12 protein-coding genes are annotated in these 23,092 nt (G+C 57.3%); 3 read left to right on the top strand and 9 right to left on the bottom strand.

What is annotated here, in order from left to right; translation table 11 throughout:
- Positions 1-15: 15 nt before the first annotated feature.
- The 5 genes from GUC22_RS13070 to pgtC all read right to left on the bottom strand — a co-directional run bounded on the left by GUC22_RS13070 (position 16) and on the right by pgtC (position 7,558).
- Positions 16-1,383 (bottom strand): L-serine ammonia-lyase, encoded by a 1,368-nt coding sequence (locus GUC22_RS13070; protein ID WP_004137026.1) that lies wholly within the window; start codon positions 1,381-1,383, stop codon positions 16-18.
- A gap of 62 nt (positions 1,384-1,445) precedes the next feature.
- Positions 1,446-2,729 (bottom strand): HAAAP family serine/threonine permease, encoded by a 1,284-nt coding sequence (locus GUC22_RS13065; protein WP_004120369.1) that lies wholly within the window; start codon positions 2,727-2,729, stop codon positions 1,446-1,448.
- Between the two features lie 350 nt (positions 2,730-3,079).
- Positions 3,080-4,330 (bottom strand): two-component system response regulator PgtA, encoded by a 1,251-nt coding sequence (gene pgtA, locus GUC22_RS13060; protein ID WP_154948142.1) that lies wholly within the window; start codon positions 4,328-4,330, stop codon positions 3,080-3,082.
- Complete coding sequence (gene pgtB / locus GUC22_RS13055) at positions 4,320-6,329, bottom strand: two-component system sensor histidine kinase PgtB (protein WP_160183560.1); 2,010 nt, start codon at positions 6,327-6,329, stop codon at positions 4,320-4,322. The genes pgtA and pgtB overlap by 11 nt, the downstream gene beginning before the upstream one ends.
- Positions 6,326-7,558: a phosphoglycerate transport regulator PgtC gene (gene pgtC, locus GUC22_RS13050; protein WP_180971292.1), complete on the bottom strand. Its 1,233-nt coding sequence runs from the start codon at positions 7,556-7,558 to the stop codon at positions 6,326-6,328. The genes pgtB and pgtC overlap by 4 nt, the downstream gene beginning before the upstream one ends.
- Positions 7,559-7,952: 394 nt before the next feature.
- Between pgtC and pgtP the strand changes: the two genes are divergently transcribed.
- Positions 7,953-9,344: a phosphoglycerate transporter PgtP gene (gene pgtP / locus GUC22_RS13045; RefSeq protein WP_024358154.1), complete on the top strand. Its 1,392-nt coding sequence runs from the start codon at positions 7,953-7,955 to the stop codon at positions 9,342-9,344.
- Between the two features lie 69 nt (positions 9,345-9,413).
- On the opposite strand, the gene GUC22_RS13040 is transcribed toward pgtP, so the two are convergent.
- From GUC22_RS13040 to ybtP, 4 genes are read right to left on the bottom strand one after another with little or no spacing between them, the layout of a single operon-like run.
- On the bottom strand, positions 9,414-10,724 hold the full coding sequence (locus GUC22_RS13040; RefSeq protein WP_160183559.1) for a salicylate synthase: 1,311 nt from the start codon (positions 10,722-10,724) through the stop codon (positions 9,414-9,416).
- Between the two features lie 27 nt (positions 10,725-10,751).
- The gene (ybtX, locus tag GUC22_RS13035) at positions 10,752-12,032 is read right to left on the bottom strand and encodes a yersiniabactin-associated zinc MFS transporter YbtX (protein WP_160183558.1); all 1,281 of its coding nucleotides are present in this window, start codon (positions 12,030-12,032) and stop codon (positions 10,752-10,754) included.
- Positions 12,025-13,827 carry a yersiniabactin ABC transporter ATP-binding/permease protein YbtQ gene (gene ybtQ, locus GUC22_RS13030; RefSeq protein ID WP_004137013.1) on the bottom strand — a complete coding sequence of 601 codons (1,803 nt, stop codon included), beginning with the start codon at positions 13,825-13,827 and terminating at the stop codon, positions 12,025-12,027. Before ybtQ ends, ybtX begins: the two co-directional genes overlap by 8 nt.
- On the bottom strand, positions 13,814-15,526 hold the full coding sequence (gene ybtP, locus GUC22_RS13025) for a yersiniabactin ABC transporter ATP-binding/permease protein YbtP (protein WP_192833098.1): 1,713 nt from the start codon (positions 15,524-15,526) through the stop codon (positions 13,814-13,816). Before ybtP ends, ybtQ begins: the two co-directional genes overlap by 14 nt.
- A gap of 255 nt (positions 15,527-15,781) precedes the next feature.
- Here ybtP and ybtA point away from each other — a divergent pair, with 255 nt between their 5' ends.
- Together ybtA and GUC22_RS13015 are read left to right on the top strand one after the other, a co-directional pair.
- Complete coding sequence (gene ybtA, locus GUC22_RS13020; RefSeq protein WP_004137009.1) at positions 15,782-16,741, top strand: yersiniabactin transcriptional regulator YbtA; 960 nt, start codon at positions 15,782-15,784, stop codon at positions 16,739-16,741.
- Positions 16,742-16,923: 182 nt separating this feature from the next.
- Positions 16,924-23,022 carry a non-ribosomal peptide synthetase gene (locus GUC22_RS13015; protein ID WP_160183557.1) on the top strand — a complete coding sequence of 2,033 codons (6,099 nt, stop codon included), beginning with the start codon at positions 16,924-16,926 and terminating at the stop codon, positions 23,020-23,022.
- Positions 23,023-23,092 lie beyond the last annotated feature (70 nt).

The raw sequence follows: 23,092 nt of genomic DNA, 5'->3' as shown, positions 1-23,092 counted from the left end.
CGTTTTTTATGGGACTCAGGATTCACACACCGCGACTTTAATCGCCAGACCGCCGCGGGCGGTTTCACGGTATTTGGCGTTCATGTCTTTGCCCGTCTCAAACATCGTTTCGATAACTTTATCCAGTGAGACTTTCGGATCGCTGGTACGGTACATCGCCATACTGGCCGAGTTTATCGCCTTCACCGCCGCAATCGCGTTACGCTCGATGCACGGCACCTGCACCTGGCCGGCCACCGGATCGCAGGTCAGGCCAAGGTTATGCTCCATACCGATCTCCGCGGCGATGCACACCTTCTCCGGACTACCCCCCAATAGCTCGGCCAGACCGGCGGACGCCATCGAGCAGGCCACACCCACTTCGCCCTGGCAACCGACCTCAGCCCCGGAAATGGAGGCGTTCATCTTATAAAGAATGCCGATCGCGCCTGCCGTCAGGAAATAGCGCATAGAGATTTCCGGCGTCACCTCTTTGATAAACCGATCGTAATAGGCCAGTACCGCCGGGACAATACCGCAGGCGCCGTTGGTCGGCGCGGTCACGACTCGCCCACCCGCCGCGTTCTCTTCTCCGACCGCCATGGCGAACATATTGACCCAATCCATCGCGCTCAGCGGCGTAATCGACTGGCTCTGCGGCGCCAGCACACGGTGCAGCGCAGAAGCACGGCGCGGCACCTTCAGCGGCCCCGGTAAAATACCTTCCGTATTCATCCCCCGGTTAATGGCGTTTCTCATGGTCTCCCATATTTTCGCCATATTTTGCTCAACGCTCTCCCTGCCGTGGCGGGCGATCTCGTTTTTCATCATCACCGCGGAAATCGACAGGCAGTTGTCCTGGCAGTGTGCCAACAGGTTGCGGGCGGAATAGAACGGGAACGGAATATCGACCTCCGCGCCCTGACTCTTGCCAAAGTTTTCCTCGGTCACGATAAAACCGCCGCCGATGGAATAATAAGTCTGGAAATGGGCGATTTTGCCGTCGCAAAACGCGGTAATGCTCATGCCGTTTTCATGCAGGGGAAGAAACTCATTGTGAAAGCGCATGCATTCCGCCACCGGGAACTCAATTTCGCGCTGGCCTTCTTCAATAAACAGACGATGCATGACGTTGACATCGCGAATGATGTCGGGAATGGCGTCGATATCAACGGTATCCGGTAAATACCCGGACAGCCCAAGAATAATGGCGATATCGGTATGGTGGCCTTTACCCGTTAATGAAAGAGAACCATACACGTCCACCACCAGACGGGTCACTTTATGCAGCAGGCCTTTTTCCTGCAGGGTATCAACAAAATGTTTTCCTGCTTTCATCGGCCCAACGGTATGGGAACTGGACGGCCCGATGCTGATTTTGAAAATATCGAAAACGCTAATCATGTGGCACCCATGCGGTTACATAGCAAAACGGATGCGCCGCCGGTGAGCGGCGGCGCTGAAACTTAGCTGAACAGCGAGAAGAAAATGGCGGAGATGGCAATCAGTCCCATCACAACCACAAACGCGTTGCTGATGTGACCGCTATATTTGCGCATAGCCGGTACTTTGTTGATGGCATACATCGGCATCAGGAACAGGATCATCGCGATGACCGGGCCACCCAGCGTTTCAATCATGCCCAGAATGCTCGGGTTCAGGGTCGCGACAATCCAGGTGGTCACCAGCATGAACAGCGCGGTGATCTTGTTCAGTTTGTTGATTTCGATCGATTTGCCTTTACCGCGCAGAGACTTAATCACCATGCCGTTAAAGCCTTCGCGAGCACCAAGGTAGTGGCCGAGGAAGGATTTGGTGATGGCGATCATCGCGATGATCGGCGCCATCCAGGCAATCACCGGCGCGTTAAAGTGGTTCGCCAGATAAGAGAGAATGGAGATGTTCTGCGCTTTCGCTTCCGCCAGGTTTTCCGGGGAGAGGCTCAGCACGCAGCTGAAGACGAAGAACATCACGGTAAGGACCATCATGATGTGGGCAAAGCCCAGGATACGGGAGCATTTGCGCTCGGCGTCCTCGCCGTATTCTTCACGCTTCGCCACCGCAAAAGAGGAGATAATCGGCGAGTGGTTGAAGGAGAAAACCATTACCGGGATAGCCAGCCACAGGGTCATCCACAGCCCATTTCCCGTAGCCGAAGCGCCGCTCAGCGACAGGGTATCCAGTACCGCGCCATTCCATTGCGGTATCAAATACAGCGCCAGTATCATCAACGCAAACACAAACGGAAATACCAGCACGCTCATGGCCTTAACAATCATTTTTTCGCCAAAGCGGACAATACCCATCATACCGACAATTAAAATCAGCGATAAAATGGCGCGCGGCGGAGACACCAGACCCAGCTGGTGAGTAATAAAGCTATCGACCGTGTTGGTAATGGCGACGCTATAGACCAGCAGAATCGGATAAATAGCAAAGAAATAGAGCAGCGTAATGAGTTTACCTGCCCCGGTACCGAAATGCTCTTCAACCACTTCGGTAATATCTTCCCCCGGATTTTTTCCTGACAACACAAAACGGGTCAAACCACGGTGGGCGAAAAAGGTCATTGGAAAGGCAAGAATTGCCATGATGATTAATGGAATTAAGCCGCCAACACCGGCGTTAATCGGCAGGAAAAGCACCCCTGCGCCAATCGCGGTACCGTACAGGCCCAGCATCCAGACGGTATCACTCTTTCTCCAGCCGCTGCTCTCGCGAGCGACGAGGGTATTTTGAACGGTTTCCATAATATGGCCTCAGTAATAAAAATAGGGTCAGAATTTATTGACTCTGATGCAGGTAATAAAAACGCTGTGTTTATTTGGCTATTTTATTAAATGCGACTATGCTAATTCGCTAACAGCGATCACATAACCTGACTGATAGCAGTGACTTTTAACGCATCAAAATTAATACTGAAATTTCATTATTTTTTAAAGTATCATTTTTAATACGTTATTATTTTAATGCGGGTGGTTAATCTCCTGAATATTTATATCTGGCGAACCCGGAGATAACAAACATTATTTGTCATACGATTAATAAAATCAAAGTTGGGGAAGTAACCGAATATGACTCCCCTCCTCCTCTGTGGCCCCTAAAACCCCTTGTAGTGCTCTTTACTCAGGCCATATTTCTTCATTCTGAGATACAGTTTTTTACGCGGGATGAGCAGATACTCCGCCACTTCATTAATCCGCCCCTGATGGATATTCAGCGCTTCGGTAATGATCTGCCGTTCAACGTCCTCGACCCGGCGATCGAGCGGCGTGGGCTCTCCAACGTGCATCTGCGGATTCACCGTGTCCGCGAGCGGTAACACCCCCACTGCAAACAGTTCGGCTGCGTTCGCCAACTCACGGACGTTGTTTAGCCACACCCGGCGCATCATTCCTTTCAACAGATGGCTATCCACCTCCGGGACAGGATGATTCAGCCGCTGGCAGGTTTTCTGCAAATAGTGATGGAACAGCGGCTCGATATCATCAGGCCGCTTAGACAGCGGCAGGCAGACAATTTGCGTCATCGCGAAGCAGTAATAGAGCTCCGCCACAATCCGGCCGCTGGCCGCCAGCTCCACCAGCGAAGCGTTGCCGATGCCAATCAGGCGAAAAGGCCGCCGTTCAAGACTCTGCGACTGCACCAGTTGATGCTGCTGCTCGTGGGTCAGGTGCTCCGGGTGACTTAATACCAGGGTCCCGCCCTGCGCTTGCGCGATCGGTTCATTAAGCTTATGGGCATTGGCCGGGGTCAGTTCGCAGTAGATAAACGGACCATCGGCGTTGTGCCCCAACTGGTGCAGATAGCGCGCGCCGGTCATACGGCCGGTTCCCGGTTCGCCGTAAAGCCAGACCGCAATATCCGTCTCCGCCAACTGCTGTAAGCGTTGGCGATACTGTTCCAGCCACTGACTGCGCCCAACCAGCTCAACCCGCAATGTCTGCTGGCCATACTGGCGACGCGCGATCACCGATTGCCGCTGACGTAACGCGGCGTCCACCAGCGAGAGCAGCTTTCCCGGATCGACCGGCTTTTGCAAAAAATCCCAGGCCCCTTTTTTCACCGCGTCCACCGCCATCGGCACGTCGCCATGCCCGGTGATAAGCACAATCGGCAGCTGCTCATCATCCTGATGAAACAGCGTCATCAAGTCGATGCCGGAGCAGCCGGGCATGCAGACATCGCTCAGCACAATACCGGGCCAGTCCTTCTGCACCCACTCCCGCGCCGCAAAGGGATTATCGCAGGCATGGACGTGATAACCCGCCTGCTCAAGCAGCTGTGTATAGGCATCCAGCACATCGGCATCATCATCAATCAGCAGAATCGAACACTCATTACTCAACATCTTTTGCATCCGTTAAATTGAATTGCAGCACCACGCAGGCGTTGCGCGTTAACGTCGACGCCAGGTGCAGCGTCCCTTCCATTTGCGTCATCAGAGAAACACAAATCGACAGCCCAATCCCCAGCCCCACATCTTTACTGGTAGTGAACGGCTTCAGCAGTGACGGCAGCAAGGTCGCAGGCCAGCCGGGGCCGTTGTCGGCAATCAACACGCTCAGCGTGTCACCGTGCATTTGCCAGCTCGCCGTAATTTTCGCCGCGTTCGGGCAGGCATCGAGCGCATTCGACAGCACGTTCACCAGTACCTGATGGACCCGCACTTCATCGCCGCGGATCCAGACGGTTTCATCCGGTACCACCAGCGTTCCCTGCTGCGGCCTATGGCGCATCGCCAGCAGTTCCCACGCCACCATAAACGTCTGCCGCAGATCGACCGGATGCAGCGGCGTTTCCAGTTCAGCGCGGCGGGTGAACTGGCGCAGCGAGCGGATAATCGCGTCAATGCGGTTAATCAACCCTTCCGCTTTACTTAACGTCGCCCGCGCCTGCGCCGTCTGTCCCTGCTCAATCGCCCGTCCCGCCGTAAAAAGATACATCGACAGCGCGTTCAGCGGCTGGTTGATCTCATGCGCCAGGGTGGTCATCGTCTGCCCCACCACCGCCAGTTTAGCGGTCTGGATCAGCTCGTCCTGGGTAGCGCGGAGATCGGACTCGATCGTTTTTCGCTCGCCGATCTCCTGTTCAAGCTGCTGTTTTTGCGCGTTAAGCTGACCCAGCGTATGGCGAAGCAAACCGGCAATACGCCCCAGTTCATCCCGGCCATAAACCGGAATGGTGGCATCCGTCCGGCCTAACCCAATCTGCACCACCGCCTGATTCAGCGCGGTAAAGCGTTTCACCAGCCGCGAGCGAATAAAATAATGGTTCAATACCCATGCCAGCAGCAGCGCCAGCAGCGTCGCCACCAGGATCAATCCGCCGCTGACGCGGACAATCTGCCCCATACGCTGATTAAACATCTGCATTTGCTGATGACTGCTGCCAAGCTGGGCTTCAAGCAGCGTCCTGAAGCGCCCCAGCGTGGCTTCTCTGGCGCGACTGGCGTCCACTAACGCTTTTTGCGCCGTAACGTAGTCGCGCATGGTATCCGGCATCTTATTTTTCACCATGCCGATTTCCAGCAGCTCATCAATCGTTTGTCGCAGCGTGATCGTGCTCGGCCAGTCGTCCAGCGCGCGAATATTTTCATCCGACGTTTTCTTCAGGTTTTCGAGATAGCGGATATGCGTCTCCACCAGCATGCCGTCATCATTTCCGGATTTCAGTTCATTAAGCCTGTCGCGCAGGTCGTCAACGATTTGATTCTCAATGCGGGCCAGCGTATAGACCTGCTGCTGTTCGTTCTGGACTTCTCTGGAACGCTTCAGGTACTGCGCCGCGTCGCCCTGGCGGGCTTCTATCTGATCGAGCAGCGTTCCCTGCTGCCAGGTAAAGTCCTGCACCAGTGAATTCAGCTCAGTGGTAAAATCATCGTGCAGCCAGTCGATACGCGCCGAGAGTTCCCCCACCTTTTCGCGTACCAGAAACATGTTGTAGAGCACGCGATCCAGCTCCGACAGCAGCGCGCGGCTGTCCTGTAAAATCACCGCCAGCTGCTGGCGTTCCGCGGGTGACAAGCCCTGGCTCAGCCGCTCTATTTTATCCAGATGCTGAATAATCTGGTTACGCAGCTGCAGGCGCACCGTGGTATTCGGCGCCAGCAAAAATTCATTGAGCTGATCGACCACCAGATTGAGATTGCCTTCAATCAGAAAAGCAGAATGGATGCGGGGAAAATACTCGTCCAGCGAATAGCGTATCTGCGAGCTTTGCTCATGCCATGAATAGAGGCTGACGCCGCTGACAATCAGCGTCAGCAGCGCGCCCATCAGAAAAGCCCCGCGCAGGCTGGTGCTGATGCTGATTTGTCGCAAACGTTGCAGCATGGACCGGCCCATCATTTGAGTTCTTCCAGTTTTGCGATCGCCTGACGCTGGTTATTGAGAAACCAGAGCTGCCACTCCATCATTTGCTGCTCGGCAAAGCTCTTATTGTCGAACTGCGCCAGCCAGGCTTCATCCTCACTGCTCGCCGGGTCGACCGGGACACCGGTTAGCAACGCGCGTATCTCGGGCAGCGGACGCTTAAGACGGGCTTCCGCGCTGTGCAGCGCCCGCCAGGCGTCTTTCAGCTGGGCGAGACGAAAGCTGATGGCCGTATCAAACATCCGCTGAACCAGACGCTGACGCTTGAGGATCAGGCGATAGTTCAACGGCGGTTGATTCATCAGCCGCGCCTGCTGCGCCCACCGCGGATTGCCTGCCGCCAGCGGCGTCACCGGGTATTTTCCGGTATTGGCATCGGCGAGGATCCGCTGCCCTTCCGGGCTGAGCAGATAGCGAATAAAGCGCCGCGCTTCGCTGGCGTGCTGGCTGTTTTTGAGCACCGCGACATAGGTTGGCGAAACGGCCGACTGCGGAAAATAGGTAAAGGTCAGATGCGGATCGTTCAACAGCAGATTGGCATAGTTATCAATTACCGGACCGGCCACTCCCAGCCCGCTTTTAATTTTATCCGCCACGCCAAAGCTGCGCGATGAAATCGTGACCAGATTTCCCGCGCTTGCCAACAACGTCTGCCATCCTTTAAGCCAGCCTTGTTGCTGCAACAGCGACTCTACCATCAGATGATTGGTGTCCGAGCGCGACGGGCTGCTCATCAGCAGCGCCCCCTGATAGCGAGGGTCGGTGAGATCGTCCCAGTCCGCTGGCGCGGGCAGATGCCGCGTCGTCAACGCCGAGCGGTTAATCAGTAAACCGAACCCCGACATCGCCACGGCAACGGACGTTGAACGGATGGATTCTGGCACCAGATGTTGGCTGCCTGCCGGCGCGCCGTTGAACGGCGCCAGCTTTTGATGTTCCTGAAGATGCTGCAGCAGCATCGGTGATGAGGTCAGAACCAGATCAACGTTTTCCGCATTGGCCGTATCAAGCAGCTGTTCCAGCGAGGCGCTGGTGCGGTTGAGCGTACGAATCATCACCGACCCCGGCTCCGTTTGCCAGCGCGCGATAATCCACGCGGTGGCGCCGGGAGAAAACGTTGTCGCCATCACCAGTTCTTCGCTTTGCGCCGTACAGGGACTAAACCCGGCGGCCAGCAGCCACAGCGCCCACGTTTTGCTGAGCATCCCGCCCCGACGAAAAAACCTGTTTGTGATCCCGTTCATAAATATTGAAATACCGAAAAAATAGCGTTGAGACAAAACTTACCCGTTTATGACGCCTGGCGGATTAATCATCGCCAGCGGAAAAATAGTTGTTTTGGCAACCGGAAACCTCAGGAAAGATTACCAGATAATAAATGTGGAATTTGTTAATATCCGCACAAGCCTGACATAAAATCCGCGTAAAATTAATTACCCGCAATTTCATTAATGCTCAACGTGTCAAAAATAACGCCTTAATTCATCAATTTGAGTCAGTTTTGACCCATTTTGATGATTTGAATTTTATACCCGCTTATTTCACTCTGCATGCCGACCACTCCTGATCTTCATAGCAATATAAAATACAGGTGACGACATGTTATCAATATTAAAAAAAGGGCCGTCGGCGAATAAAGTGCCTGCTGAAAAAGTGCAGGCAACTTATGGCCGATACCGTATTCAGGCGCTGCTAAGCGTATTTCTGGGCTATCTGGCGTACTATATTGTGCGCAACAACTTCACGTTATCCACGCCTTATCTGAAAGAACAGTTAGATCTTAGCGCCACGCAAATCGGTTTGCTTAGCAGCTGTATGCTCATTGCGTATGGGATAAGCAAAGGCATCATGAGCAGCCTGGCGGATAAAGCCAGTCCGAAAGTCTTTATGGCCTGCGGCCTGGTGCTGTGCGCGATCGTCAACGTTGGCCTGGGGTTCAGCACCGCGTTCTGGATCTTCGCTGCGCTGGTCGTTCTGAACGGTCTGTTTCAGGGGATGGGCGTCGGCCCCTCTTTTATCACTATCGCTAACTGGTTCCCTCGCCGGGAGCGCGGTCGCGTGGGGGCGTTCTGGAACATTTCCCACAATGTCGGCGGCGGGATTGTCGCCCCGATCGTCGGCGCCGCGTTCGCTATCCTCGGCAGTGAGCACTGGCAGAGCGCCAGCTACATCGTCCCGGCCTGCGTGGCGGTGGTGTTCGCTCTGAGCGTACTGGCGCTGGGTAAAGGCTCGCCGCGTGAAGAAGGCCTGCCTGCGCTGGAAGAGATGATGCCGGAAGAAAAGGTGGTGCTTAACGCTAAACACGCGGTAAAAGCGCCGGAAAACATGAGCGCATTGCAGATCTTCTGCACCTACGTTCTGCGCAATAAAAACGCCTGGTATGTCTCCTTTGTGGATGTGTTCGTCTATATGGTGCGTTTCGGCATGATCAGCTGGCTGCCCATCTATCTGCTGACGGTGAAACATTTTTCCAAAGAACAGATGAGCGTCGCGTTTCTGTTTTTTGAATGGGCGGCGATTCCGTCCACCCTGCTGGCCGGTTGGCTCTCCGACAAGCTGTTCAAAGGACGTCGGATGCCGTTAGCCATGATCTGTATGGCGCTGATTTTCATCTGCCTGATCGGCTACTGGAAAAGCGAATCTCTGCTGATGGTGACGGTGTTCGCGGCGATAGTGGGCTGCCTGATTTACGTGCCGCAGTTTCTGGCCTCCGTCCAGACTATGGAAATTGTGCCCAGCTTTGCCGTCGGTTCAGCCGTTGGCCTGCGCGGATTTATGAGCTACATCTTTGGCGCATCCTTAGGCACCAGCCTGTTTGGCGTGATGGTAGATAAAATGGGCTGGCACGGCGGGTTCTATCTGCTGATGGGCGGGATCGTCTGCTGCATTCTGTTCTGCTACCTTTCTCATCGCGGCGCGCTGGAGCTGGAGCAACAGCGGAAGAACACCCAGCAGCAAGAGGCTGAGCTGGCGCTGGCCGACGCACGATAAGCGCCTGAAACCGGGAAAACAAAGTGCCAGCTTGCTGGCACTTTTAACCTTAAACAGGGTCGATAACCGTCACGCGGGCACCTTTAGATAGGGCGCAATGCTCGCTAATTTCTCCCGGGTTTCCGTCAGTTCTCGTTCCGGCGTAGATTGCGCGATGATACCCGCCCCCGCCTGTATCCAGCAGCGCTGGCTATCCTGAAACACGGAACGCAGCACTAACGCCGCATCGAAGCGCGTATCTTCCAGCAGCAGGATTGCGCCTGAATAGAGCTCCCGCGGCGTTTTTTCAATTTGCATGATCGCGTTGAGGGCCGCTTTTTTAGGGATACCTGACGCGGTAATTGACGGAAACAGCACGGTAAATGCATCCCAGGCATCCTTATCTTCCGCGAGCTGGCCGCTGACGCCAGACCCCAGATGCTGGACGCTGCCGCGCTGGCGAACCGACATCAAATCCTCGACCACTACGCTGCCGGGCTGGCAAACCGCCTCCAGTTCGGCAATGGCCTCTTTGACCGAGAGGATATGCTCAAGCACCTCTTTACCGTCGTGCAGCAGCTCCCTCTCATTTGCCTGATTATGCGCCGTATCGCCCATGCGATCGCGGGTGCCCGCCAGCGGTTCAGTGACCACTTTATTTCCCGTCACCGACATCACCAGTTCCGGACTAAAACCCAGCGCTTCTCGTCCTTGCTGGCGAAACATAAACGAACGGGTGGGCGTGTTGGCCTGCCGTCCATATAGCAGCGTAGCGGGCATATCAATTCGCGCAGGCAGAGGAATCGCGCGTGAGACGATGACTTTAACGTAATCGCCGCGGTGGATCGCCGAAACGGCGCGCGCAACCTGCTGTTTATAGGCTTCACCGTCCAGGGCGGTATCCACAACCATTGGCCCGCATGGTGTCGCCGTATCGACCTCTTTTACCCACTCGCACAGACGGCGGCATCCGTCGGCGGAGTCCGCGTAAACGGTGACATTTCCCTTCTCAAAAATAAGTTCTTCACGGGGAGCGGTTAAGGTTAGCAGCGGCCACTCGCCGGCATCAAAGGCCATTCCCCGCGCATGGGCCGCAAAGTTGAACCCAACCTGACCATATACCCGGCATCCTCTCACCCGCGGATGCGTCATAAAACGACGCGCGCAGTAGGTAATTGAATCTACCGCCCACTTTTGTTCCCCGGCATCATCAATGAATATCGCCTGGGTGCCGTCGGCATTAATCTGCAGTTGCGCCTGGCATCCTTTACCTATGTACCAGCAAGGTTGGCGCTCATAGACATAGCACTCTTCATCTCCGAACTGACGTAAGACGCCAGAAATCATCGGCAGCCATTGCTCCTCTGGTAACGCCAGGTGTAAAAATTCACTGATTTTCATCCCTTACCTCTCTATGTTATTCCCGGATCAATCAATTGAGCTTGTCATCAGTTCTTTTGCCGAACGCAGTCGGATAGAAACAATCCACGCCGCCAGTAACGTGAATACGCCGGCAAACAGGAAGCAGGCCGCATAGCCAAAGCGCTGCGCGACAACGCCGCCGACTACGCCGGCCAGAATGGCGATGGCGGCGTCAGTACATTGAAAGAGCGTAAAATCGACACCGGCCTGCAAAGGCGAAGAAAGCGCCATCAGCGTGGCGTAAAGACAGACCAACGCGCAGGCCAGCGAAACAGATTGAACAACGATCAATACCTGGAGAATCGGCAGCAGTAGAGGACCCGGCGCTATCTTCAGCGTCATCACTACCGCCAGCAGCGCGATGCCCTGCGCGCCATGAGCCGCAAACAGCGCTCTGCCGGGTGAGAGGTATTTCATCAGCAATCCACCCGCCAGCGTTCCGGCTATGCCCGCCGCAATATTACCGCCGCTGAACAGCGCGCCGAGCGCTGACATGCTCAGACCATGATCCAACAGCAGCGGCGCCAGTAGAGGCAGCACAAACCGCATGCCGGAATTCAGCATCAATACCAACATTAAGCCCAGACGAGCCTGTCGCCTTCTAAGCGCATAACCCAATGCCGGAACATGCGGAACAGATGCCGTGCGCGTTGGTTCGGCAATGCGCCACAGGGGTACGGATAAGACCAGGATCAGAGCCGCCATCATCAGCATGGCCGCAGGCCAGCCGACGGTCGCCGACAGCATCAGAAACACCCCACCGCCGCACATCATTCCCAGATAGCTGCCGCCGACCTGCACGCTGTTTCCCCAACCGTACCCTGCGCGGGTCAGCTGATCGACGCAAAAACCGTCGCTGGCGATATCAATAGTGGAGGCGACCGTACCCGCCACCATAAACAGCGCAAATAGCGCGGCGACTAGCGTTTCGGGCAATCCGCCTTCTCGCCCTGTCCCGCCAATCGCGGCGGCAATCGCCAGGATCGCCGCGAGCGCAGCCTGCCCGCGCAGGATCAGCATGCGGGAACGGCGCTGCGGGCTGCCAGGAGGTAGCCGCCAGCGCTCGACCCACGGCGCCCAAATAAACTTCAGCGCCCAGGGCAGCATGAACAGGGTTGTGGCCCCGGCAAGCGCAAGCGATCCGCCGGCAGCGCGCACCAGCGCTGGCAAGGACTGCATCGAGAGCGCCGATACCAGACTCTGTGTCACATAGATGCCGGCAATGGCGAAAATCACCCGCCCGGTGGTTAACGTCAGCGGTTTCACATTCGACGGAACGTCACTCATGCGCCACCTCCTCTGACGTGGAAACCCCTTCGGCGCGCCAGACGCGGGCGGCCATTTGCGCGTGCCACAGCGCCTGGTAACGCCCATGAAGAGAGAGCAACTGCGCATGGGTGCCCTGTTCAACCACTTTGCCCTCCTCCATCACCAGGATATTTCCGGCCCCGACGATGGTAGACAGGCGATGGGCGATAATAATCACCGTCCGGTTGTGAACCAGGTTATCGATAGCTTTCTGTACCGCCAGCTCGCTATCAATATCCAGCGCGGCGGTCGGCTCATCAAGAATGACGATCGGCGCATCTTTCAATAAGGCCCTGGCAATGGAAATCCGCTGGCGCTCGCCGCCCGATAGCTGTCCGCCCATCTCGCCCATTGGCGTCAGCCAGCCTTGAGGAAGGCGGGTAATGAATTCAAGACACTGCGCCGCGCGGGCGGCCTCTTCTACTTCCTGCTGGGTCGCCTGCGGGCGCGCAATCAGGATATTCGCCAGCAATGTGTCATCAAACAGCCAGACATCCTGGAATACGACGGAAATCAGGCTGTTGAGCTGCTCCGCCGTCAGGCGACGAATATCGACGCCGCCGATAGAAATCCGCCCTTGCTGCGGATCGGCATAGCGCATTAACAGTTTGCTGACCGTGGTTTTACCTGCGCCGGAAGCGCCCACCAGCGCGCTCATACTGGCCGCAGGAAAGGTCAAAGAGAGGTCATTGAGCGCGGGATCGCCGCTGTCGTCATAGCGGTAATGAATATTGTCAAAGCGGATATCGTAACGTTCCGGCATCTCCCCGCGTTCGGCAACGGGAAGCGGCGCGATCGCCATAAACTGCTCAATACGCTGTAAGGCGCTGGCAATCAGTTCCACCACCGAGGTGTAGCTGATAAACATGGCCATCGGTTCAGCGAAACGCATAATCATCGCGGCGGCGGCAATCAGAAAGGCGAGGTTCAATGTGCCCGTGACCACCCAGATAATTCCGCACAACACCACCACCTGTAGTCCCAGCTCCACAACGCCGGCGATCAGCATCGTCGCGCCCGCGCTCTGGCGGTGAGTGCGGGTCTGTAAGTTTTCCAGAGCGTTAAAATGATCCCGCAGCGCCCGGCTTTTATCGGTATCGCTACCGCAGGTACGCAATACCATCATCCCCTGCGCAAATTCAACAATATCCCCGCTCAGCCGCTGGTGCGCTTCGCCCAGGGTCTGCATTTGTCGCCGCATCGCCGGGCGGCGCCAGTAATAAAACGGCGCCAGCAAGGGGAAGATCAGCAGCATCACCAGCCCCAGCCGCCAGTCGATCCACAATGTCGCCAACGATGCCGTCAGCGGCGTGACGATGGTCAGCAGTAAAATATTGGCTATCGCAATCACATAATTGAGGTTTTCATCCACGGAGCCCAGCAACAAGGCGTTCGTTTCGCCCGCTCTGCCGCGCTGGAGCCTCTCCAGCGGCACGCGGCGTAATTGTTCGCCCAGGCGCAGGCGCAGCTCATGGGTGGCCTGCGCCAGATGACCGCGGTATTCAAAGCCCAGCCCATACCAGCGGAGAGCCAGCGTCACCAACGCCGCAATGCTGAAGGCCAAAGCCCAGTGAAGAAGCCGCGATGCCTCATTCCGTAGCAGCGCATCAACGATCGGATAGAGGCAGGCGAAGGCGATCCCCTGCATCAATGCCGCCAGCAGCAGAGCAACCAGACTGCGCCGCAGCGTTCCCGCCTGACTGCCCACGCTGGAGATAAGCTGGCGCCAGATCGCGCGCCAGGCCAGATTATCCGCCGGGTTAGTGTCTTTCATTTTGCACCGCCTCTTCCTTCGTTCCACCCGGCACCCACTGCTGCGCCTGCTGATAGCGTTGCCATAGCCGTTGATACAGGCCACCCTGCGCCAACAGCTGCCCGTGGCTCCCGATTTCCCGGAGCTGACCGTCGGAAAACAGCAATATCACATCGGCCTGAGTCACCATGGAGAGACGATGCGCGACCATGATGACCGTCCGGCCGCGCATGGCCGCCGCGAGGGCGTTGATAAGCGCCGCTTCCCCTTCCGGATCGGCAAACGCCGTCGCTTCATCAAGCACCAGAATGGGACGATCCTGCAAAAGCGCCCGGGCGATGGTGATGCGCTGCCGCTGCCCGCCGGAGAGGAATACCCCTCGTTCCCCGACTCGCGTGCTGTAACCCTCCGGCAACGCGCTAATAAACTCATGCGCCTGCGCCACTCTGGCCGCCGCTATCACGGATTCCAGCGGCGTATCCGGCGCGCCCAAACGGATGTTATTGGCGATCGTGTCGGCAAAAAGAAAGTTGTCCTGAAACACAAACGAGATTTGCTTCATCAGGGTCTCTATCCGCATATCGCGCAGATCCACGCCGCCAATACGAATATGGCCTTTGTCGGGATCGGCGTAACGTAGCAGCAGCCGCGCCACGGTGCTTTTCCCGGCGCCGCTTGGCCCTACCAGCGCCACAATTTGCCCGACAGGCACGTGAAAGCTCACCTCCTGCAACGCGGCGCCAGTCCGCGCTTGCGGATAATGAAAGCTTACCTGCTCAAAGGTGATACTCGCCTCTTTCGGCTGTCGATCGGCTCGCGGGCGCGAAAGTTCCGGCATCGCGAGAACCTGATAGATACGCTGCACGCTTAAACGCGTTTGCGCGACCAGGTTATTAAGCATCATCATCGGCATTACCGCTTCGGCCATTCCGCTGGCTATCAGTAATACGGCTACCCAGGCGATAAAATCGAGACTGCCAGCGTGCAGCAGGCCGTATCCGCACCAGATAAGAACGAATAAGGTCGGCAGCGGGTTCAGAATCGAGAATGAAAAACGCGCTGAAAATCCGGCCTGTCGATACCAGCTTTTGAGCACATCGACCCACTCTTCGAGGGCATGTTGATAGCGCAAAAAGCTGGTACTGCCGCTATCAAAGGTCCTCACCACCGGCATGGCCTGTACGAACTCAATCACCGCGGCGCTGACCCGTTCACGCGCCTGATGATAACGCTGAGCCATGTTTTCCGAGCGCTGACGGGCGAGTAACAGCACCACCGAACCAAACGCCAGTACCCCCAGCGTCGCGATGGCCAGTCGCCAGTCCAGCCAGAATACGAGAACAACAGTCGCCAGCGGCATGATTATGGCGCGGGCATAAAGCGGCGTACTGTCAGCAACAAAAATATGTAACGACTTCACATCATCCAGCATCACTTTCGCCACCGATCCGCTGCCCATCTGCTGTAACGCGCCCGGCGCAAGCTGTAGGGTCTTGTGGGCTAATCTGCTGCGCAGAATATTCTCCAGATGGAAAGCCGCATAATGAGAGGTATTGAACGCCTGCAGGCGCAGGATAAAGGTCGCTATCACGCAGCCAACTACGCCGCTCAGCGGCCAGACGGGGATGAAGTCAGGTGCCCCGCGCAGATCGCGCAGGCACCATGCCAGAAAAAGCAGCGCCCCCAGGCTGGTGAAGGCCGCCAGCCCCGCCAGCGCCATAGCCAGGAGCACCTTCCCGCGAACCGGGGTAATCACCTGCCAAAGAGGAAATCGGGACAGCGATTCAGTGTTGGATGAGTGAGATGACATGGAGTGGCTGATTTTCCTGATGAATTTTTATGGACGCCAAAAACACTATTTCAAGGTGGCGTTCCGGGAATTAATGTGAATAATAACCATTATCAATTACTCATCTACCCCATTCGGTTCTATTTATACCCGCATTGGTCTAAGCCACAGGGAGATAACCCGGTCATGACGGAGTCACCACAAACGCAATCTGCCATCTCTATTCACCAGCTAGTGGTTGGAAAACCCGCCAACGACGGCGCTATTCCTGCCCAGTGTGAGCTGCTGCGCTGCTCGTTGCAGGAAGGTATGGATATTTTGCTCTGGCGGGGCCACTTTGCTCAGCCCGAGACGTTGCAGCTGCACGACGACCTGGGCAGGATTAACTTCTCTTGCATTCTGGAAGGCACATCGCGCTTTGCGATCCAGGGACTCAGCCGCCACACCGACTGGGAACTCGCGCGCGATCGTCATTACATTACTCATACGCCAGACTGCCGCGGCAGCGCCTCCTACTGCGGCCGGTTCGAGAGCATTACGCTCTCTTTCAGCCCTGAAGCACTCGCGCTGTGGGTGCCGGATATTAGCTCGGTCATTAAAAATAAGATCGACTCCCACTGCTGTTGCCAGCAGCAGCGTTGTAACGCCGAAACCCACCTAACGGCTCAGGCCCTGCGTCACGCGCTGATGCGGATGCACGGCGGCTTCACTCATGAACAAAAACCGTCGACGTTATGGCTACAGGGACAAAGTCTGGTGATGCTCAGCCTGGTGCTGGATGAACATCGCGAGGACGCCAGCTGTTCCTCCTGCCACTTCAATCCGATGGAACGCCAGAAACTGCTGCGGGCAAAGGATCTGCTGCTGGCCGATTTGACGCAGGCGCCGGGGGTCACCGAACTCGCCAGAGAGTCCGGTTTAAGCGTGCTTAAAATTAAGCGGGGATTTCGCGTTCTGTTCAACAACAGCGTCTATGGACTTTTTCAGGCCGAACGCATGCAGGAGGCAAGAAGACGGCTGGCTAATGGCAATACTTCCGTTATGACGGTGGCGGCGGATCTAGGCTATGCCAACGCCAGCCATTTCTCCGCCGCATTTCAGAAGCAGTTTGGCGTCACCCCGTCGACCTTCAAACGTGTGATCTAACCTGGACTTACCCCAGAAACCCCTCCGTTAACAAGGCCCGGATTCGCCATCCGGGCCTTTTTTTGCCGACCGTGAAACCGAAACGGGCACAAATAAACCCGATTCGGGTAGCGCTCAATTGTTAATAATAATTATTCTCATATACGCAATGCTTTTGGTATGACGTGCCATCAGGAGGAAGAATGATTTCTGGCGCACCCTCTCAGGATCCGCTGTTATCGGACAACGGCGAAGCGGCTGATTATCAACAATTACGCGAACTGTTAATACAGGAACTGAATTTAGCGCCGCAGCAGTTACAAGAAGAGAGCAATCTGATCCAGGCGGGCCTGGACTCCATAAGATTAATGAGATGGTTACACTGGTTTCGTAAAAAGGGCTACCGCCTCACCCTTCGCGAGCTGTATGCCGCCCCCACGTTGGCAGCATGGCGCCAGCTGATGCGCAGCCGTTCGGGTGAAAAACCGGATGATGCAAGCTCCCCGGCGGACGCGGCGTGGCCAGTCATGAGCGAGGGTACCCCCTTCCCGCTGACGCCGGTACAGCATGCCTATCTGACGGGCCGAATGCCCGGACAGACGCTGGGCGGCGTCGGTTGTCATCTGTATCAGGAGTTTGCCGGCCATTATCTCACGGCGCCACAGCTGGAGCAGGCCATCACGATCTTACTGCAACGCCACCCGATGCTGCATATCGCCTTTCGCGCCGACGGGCAGCAGGTCTGGCTACCGCAGCCATACTGGAACGGCGTCACCGTTCATGATTTACGCCAGACCGACGAGGCAAGCCGCCAGGCCTATCTGGAAACATTGCGCCAGCGCCTGAGCCACCGTCTTTTACGCGTGGAAATGGGCGAAACCTTCGATTTCCAGTTGACACTCTTGCCGGACAATCGCCACCGCCTCCATGTCAATATCGACCTGCTGATTATGGATGCTTCCAGCTTTACGCTGTTTTTCGATGAACTTAACGCCCTGCTGGCCGGAGAGTCGCTGCCGCCCGGCGACCCCCGCTATGATTTCCGCGCTTATTTGCTGCACCAGCAGAAGATCAATCAGCTGCTGCTCGACAAAGCGCGCGTTTACTGGCTGGCGAAAGCATCGATGCTGCCGCCCGCGCCGGTTTTACCGCTAGCCTGCGAACCCGCCACGCTGCGTGAAGTCCGTAATACCCGACGCCGCATGATTGTCCCGACAACACGCTGGAACGCCTTTAGCCAACGGGCCGGTGAGAATGGCGTGACGCCGACAATGGCGCTGGCGACCTGTTTTGCTGCCGTTCTGGGGCGCTGGGGCGGCCTGACGCGGCTGCTGCTCAATATCACGTTATTTGACCGCCAGCCGCTGCACCCGGCGGTTGACGAAATGCTTGCCGACTTCACCAATATTCTTCTGCTGGATACCGCCTGTGATGGCGATACCGTCAGCAACCTGGCGCGTAAAAACCAGCTCACGTTTACTGAGGACTGGGAGCATCGCCACTGGTCCGGCGTCGAGCTCCTTCGTGAACTCAAACGCCAGCAAAGCCATCCCCACGGCGCCCCGGTGGTATTTACCAGCAATCTGGGGCGCTCCCTGTACAGCAGCCGCGCCGAGTCGCCGCTGGGCGAACCGGAATGGGGCATCTCGCAGACGCCGCAGGTCTGGATAGATCATCTGGCGTTCGAGCATCGGGGCGAGATCTGGCTACAATGGGATAGCAATGACGCGTTGTTCCCTCCGGCGCTGGTCGAGACGTTGTTCAACGCCTACTGCCAGCTGATTAACCAACTCTGCGATGATGAAAGCGCCTGGAAGAAGCCGTTCGCGGACAGGATGCCCCAAAGCCAGCGGGAGATACGTCAACGGGTTAACGCAACCGACGCTCCCGTTCCTCAGGGCTTGCTGCATGAAGGCATTTTCCGCATCGCCCTCCGGCAGCCGCAGGCGCTGGCGGTAACGGACGCGCATTATCAGTGGAATTATCGTGAGCTGACCGAGAATGCGCGCCGCTGCGCTGGCAGGTTAATCGCGTGCGGGGTTCAGCCCGGCGACAATGTCGCTATTACAATGTCGAAAGGCGCGGGACAGCTGGTTGCGGTCCTCGCCGTTCTGCTGTCCGGGGCGGTGTACGTTCCGGTTTCGCTCGACCAGCCCGCCGCGCGGCGCAGGAAAATCTACGCCGACGCCAACGTTCGGCTGGTGCTCACCTGCCAGCACGACGCCAGCGCCTGGTCAGACGATATTCCCCAACTGACCTGGCAGCAGGCCATTGAGGCGGAGCCGCTAGCCGACCAGGCGGCGCGCGCGCCGACGCAGCCGGCCTACATTATCTATACCTCCGGCTCGACCGGCACGCCGAAAGGCGTGGTCATTTCTCACCGTGCAGCGCTGAATACCTGCTGCGATATCAATACCCGTTACCAGGTGGGTCCCGGAGACAGAGTGCTGGCCCTCTCCGCCCTGCATTTTGATTTATCGGTTTACGACATTTTTGGCGTTCTGAGCGCCGGCGGTGCGCTGGTTATCGTTATGGAAAATCAACGGCGCGATCCTCACGCATGGTGCGAATTGATCCAGCGTCATCAGGTTACGCTCTGGAACAGCGTCCCGGCGCTGTTCGATATGCTGTTGACCTGGTGTGAAGGTTTCGCCGACGCCGCGCCGGAGAAACTGCGGGCGGTCATGCTTTCCGGCGACTGGATCGGCCTCGATCTCCCTGCCCGCTATCACGCCTTCCGCCCCCAGGGACAGTTTATCGCCATGGGCGGCGCCACCGAGGCGTCTATCTGGTCTAACGCCTGTGAAATTAACCGGGTCCCTGACCACTGGCGCGCCATCCCTTATGGCTTTCCGCTGGCCAACCAACGTTACCGGGTGGTGGATGAACTGGGCCGGGACTGCCCGGACTGGGTACCGGGCGAATTGTGGATTGGCGGTATCGGGGTCGCGGAAGGCTACTTTAACGATCCTGTACGCAGCGAGCAGCAGTTTGTGACGCAATCGAACGCGCGCTGGTATCGCACCGGCGATCTCGGGTGCTACTGGCCAGACGGTACGTTAGAGTTCCTCGGTCGTCGCGATAAGCAGGTCAAAGTCGGGGGATATCGCATCGAGCTGGGTGAAATCGAAAGCGCGCTCAGCCAGCTGGCGGGAGTGAAACAGTCAACCGTTGTGGCGATCGGCGAAAAAGAAAAGACCCTGGCGGCCTGGGTTGTGCCTCAGGGTTCGGCTTTCTGCGTTACCCATCATCGGGATCCGGCGCTGCCCCAGGAGTGGCGCGGGCTTGCCGGAACGCTGCCCTGCTGTGTCTGTCCCCCAGAAATCTCCGCCGGCCAGGTCGCTGATTTTCTTCAGCATCGCCTGTTAAAACTGAAACCGGGTCACACGCCTGGCGCCGATCCTCTTCCCCTGATGAATGCTCTCGCTATCCAGCCTCGCTGGCGGGCCGTGGTGGAACGCTGGTTAGCCTTTCTCGTGACCCAACAGCGGCTGCGGCCCGCCGCTGAGGATTATCAGGTTTGCGCAGGGGAAGCGCCGGAGAATAACCCTCCTTCTTTCAGCGGGCATGACCTCACCTTAACGCAGATCCTTCGCGGCGCTCGCCACGAACTGTCATTACTGAACGATGCGCGGTGGTCGCCGGAAAGTCTGGCATTCGACCATCCGGCCAGCGCCCTGTATATCGAGGAACTGGCGAAAATCTGTCAACAGCTTTCCCGGCGTTTACAGCGCCCGGTACGCCTGCTAGAGGTGGGTGTCCGCACCGCCCGCGCCGCAGAGTGCCTGCTAACCCGGCTTAGCGCTGACGAGATTGAGTATGTCGGGCTCGAGCACAGCCAGGAGCTGCTGCTGAGCGCCCGACAGCGGCTTACACCGTGGTCTGACGCCCGTCTGGCCCTCTGGAGTGCAGACACGCTGGCGGCGCATGCTCATTCGGCGGACATTATCTGGCTGAATAACGCCCTGCATCGTCTGCTGCCGGAAGAGCCCGGGCTCCTCGCGGCATTACAGCAGCTGGCTGTTCCAGGCGCGCTGCTCTATGTGTTGGAGTTTCGTCAGTTAACGCCCTCCGCCCTGCTCAGCACGCTTCTGTTAACCGATGGTCAGCCCGAAGCCTTACTTCACAATAGCGCTGACTGGGGGGCGATATTTACCGCCGCCGCTTTCAACTGCCAGCACGGCGATGAAGTCGAGGGATTGCAGCGCTTCCTCGTACAATGCCCGGTTAGCCAGGTACGCCGCGATCCTCGTCAGCTACAGTCCGCTCTCGCCGAACGTCTGCCGGGGTGGATGGTACCGAAACGGATCGTCTTACTTGACGCCTTACCGCTGACGGCGAACGGCAAAATTGACTATCAGACGCTAAAGCGCTGTCATACCCCGGAAGCTGAAAACCGGACTGAAGCGGATTTACCCCTGGGCGATATAGAGATGCAGGTTGCCGTCATCTGGCAGCCGCTCTTGTCGATGGGCGCCGTCAGCAGAGAAACCGACTTCTTCCAGCATGGCGGTGATAGCCTGCTAGCCACCAGGCTGATCGGACAGCTCCACCAGGCGGGTTATGCAGCACGATTAAGCGACCTGTTTAATCACCCCCGGCTGGCTGATTTTGCCGCCACGCTGCGTAAAACCGACCTCCCTGTTGAACAACCCTTTGTCCACTCCCCTGAAGAACGCTACCGGCCTTTCGCGCTGACTGACGTGCAGCAGGCTTACCTGGTCGGGCGTCAGCCGGGCTTTGCCCTTGGCGGCGTAGGCTCACACTTCTTTGTTGAATTTGAAATTGCCGATCTGGATATTCACCGGCTGGAGAAGGTCTGGAACCGGTTAATCGCCCGCCACGATATGCTGCGCGCCGTGGTGCGGGATGGACAACAGCGGGTTCTCGAACAGACTCCCCCATGGGTGATACCCGCGCACATTCTGCACAACCCCGAAGAGGCGCTACAGGTACGCGACAGACTGGCGCATCAGGTTCTCAACCCTGGAGTCTGGCCGGTATTCGATCTCCAGGTCGGGTTCATCGACGGGATGCCCGCCCGACTGTGGCTGTGTCTGGATAACCTGTTGCTTGACGGGTTGAGCATGCAGATCTTGTTGTCGGAGCTGGAACACGGCTATCGCTATCCGCAGCAGCTGCCGCCGCCGCTTCCCGTTACCTTCAGGGATTACCTGCAGCAACCCGCGCTGCGGACGCCCAATCCCGACTCTCTGACATGGTGGCAAACGCAGCTTGATGATATTCCTCCGGCGCCTGCGTTACCGCTACGCTGCTTGCCTCAGGACGTTGAGACGCCGCGCTTCGCCCGGCTCAGTGGGGCAATGGACAGCGCGCGCTGGCGTCGCCTGAAACAGCGGGCGGCTGACGCTCATCTCACCCCGTCGGCCGTACTGTTATCCGTGTGGTCAACGGTTCTTGCTGCATGGAGCGCACAGCCCGATTTCACGCTTAACCTTACGCTTTTCGACAGACGCCCGCTGCACCCGCAAATCAACCAGATCCTGGGCGACTTTACTTCGCTGATGCTGCTGAGCTGGCATCCCGGCGAGAGCTGGCTGCAAAGCGCGCGGTTATTACAGCAGCGACTAAGCGAGAGCCTCAACCACCGCGATGTGTCGGCAATACGCGTGATGCGGCAACTGGCGCGGCGGCAAAACGTACCGGCTGTCCCAATGCCCGTCGTCTTTACCAGCGCGCTGGGCTTTGAGCAGGATAACTTCCTTGCCCGGCGCAATCTGCTCAAACCGGTGTGGGGGATATCCCAGACGCCGCAGGTCTGGCTCGATCACCAGGTTTATGAATCCGAAGGCGAACTGCGCTTTAACTGGGATTTTGTCGCCGCCCTGTTTCCTGACGGGCAGGTGGAGCGCCAGTTTGCACAGTATTGCGCGTTGCTTAACCGAATGGCGGAGGATGACAGCAGCTGGCAGCTGCCGCTCGCCGAGCTGGTTCCCCCGCTTAAGGTCACGGAGCAATGCGCCCACCGGCTGCGCCCTGAGCGCGCTCAGCCGCGGATCGCGGCGGACGAGAGCAGCGTCAGCCTGATTTGCGACGCCTTTCGCGAGGTGGTTGGCGAACCTGTCGCACCCACTGAGAACTTTTTTGAGGCGGGCGCCACGTCGCTGAATCTGGTGCAGCTGCACGTTTTGTTACAACGTCACGAATCTGCCGCCCTGACGCTGCTTGACCTGTTCACTCACCCTTCTCCTGTCGCGCTGGCCAATTATCTGGCCGGCGTAGCCCTGGAGGAGAAAACCAAACGCGTGCGGCCGGTTCGCCGTCGTCAGCGGCGCATTTGACGCGAAATAAACTGACTTTTCCCGGACGCCATCGCCAACGCATGGCGCGCCACTGACTTTGTCAATTTTA

The sequence above is a fragment of the Klebsiella sp. MPUS7 genome (assembly GCF_009905335.1).
Classification (GTDB): domain Bacteria; phylum Pseudomonadota; class Gammaproteobacteria; order Enterobacterales; family Enterobacteriaceae; genus Klebsiella; species Klebsiella grimontii.
Note: the sequence above shows the minus strand (reverse complement) of the source record. Positions and strands in the feature narration are given on the sequence as shown.

Coding starts and splice junctions, on each gene's coding strand:
- ybtX (WP_160183558.1), bottom strand. CDS start 12,032: ATGAGTGACGTTCCGTCGAATGTGAAACCGCTGACGTTAACCACCGGG.
- pgtC (WP_180971292.1), bottom strand. CDS start 7,558: ATGCTCAGCAAAACGTGGGCGCTGTGGCTGCTGGCCGCCGGGTTTAGT.
- ybtQ (WP_004137013.1), bottom strand. CDS start 13,827: ATGAAAGACACTAACCCGGCGGATAATCTGGCCTGGCGCGCGATCTGG.
- pgtP (WP_024358154.1), top strand. CDS start 7,953: ATGTTATCAATATTAAAAAAAGGGCCGTCGGCGAATAAAGTGCCTGCT.
- GUC22_RS13065 (WP_004120369.1), bottom strand. CDS start 2,729: ATGGAAACCGTTCAAAATACCCTCGTCGCTCGCGAGAGCAGCGGCTGG.
- ybtA (WP_004137009.1), top strand. CDS start 15,782: ATGACGGAGTCACCACAAACGCAATCTGCCATCTCTATTCACCAGCTA.
- GUC22_RS13040 (WP_160183559.1), bottom strand. CDS start 10,724: ATGAAAATCAGTGAATTTTTACACCTGGCGTTACCAGAGGAGCAATGG.
- pgtA (WP_154948142.1), bottom strand. CDS start 4,330: ATGTTGAGTAATGAGTGTTCGATTCTGCTGATTGATGATGATGCCGAT.
- ybtP (WP_192833098.1), bottom strand. CDS start 15,526: ATGGCGCTGGCGGGGCTGGCGGCCTTCACCAGCCTGGGGGCGCTGCTT.
- GUC22_RS13070 (WP_004137026.1), bottom strand. CDS start 1,383: ATGATTAGCGTTTTCGATATTTTCAAAATCAGCATCGGGCCGTCCAGT.
- pgtB (WP_160183560.1), bottom strand. CDS start 6,329: ATGATGGGCCGGTCCATGCTGCAACGTTTGCGACAAATCAGCATCAGC.
- GUC22_RS13015 (WP_160183557.1), top strand. CDS start 16,924: ATGATTTCTGGCGCACCCTCTCAGGATCCGCTGTTATCGGACAACGGC.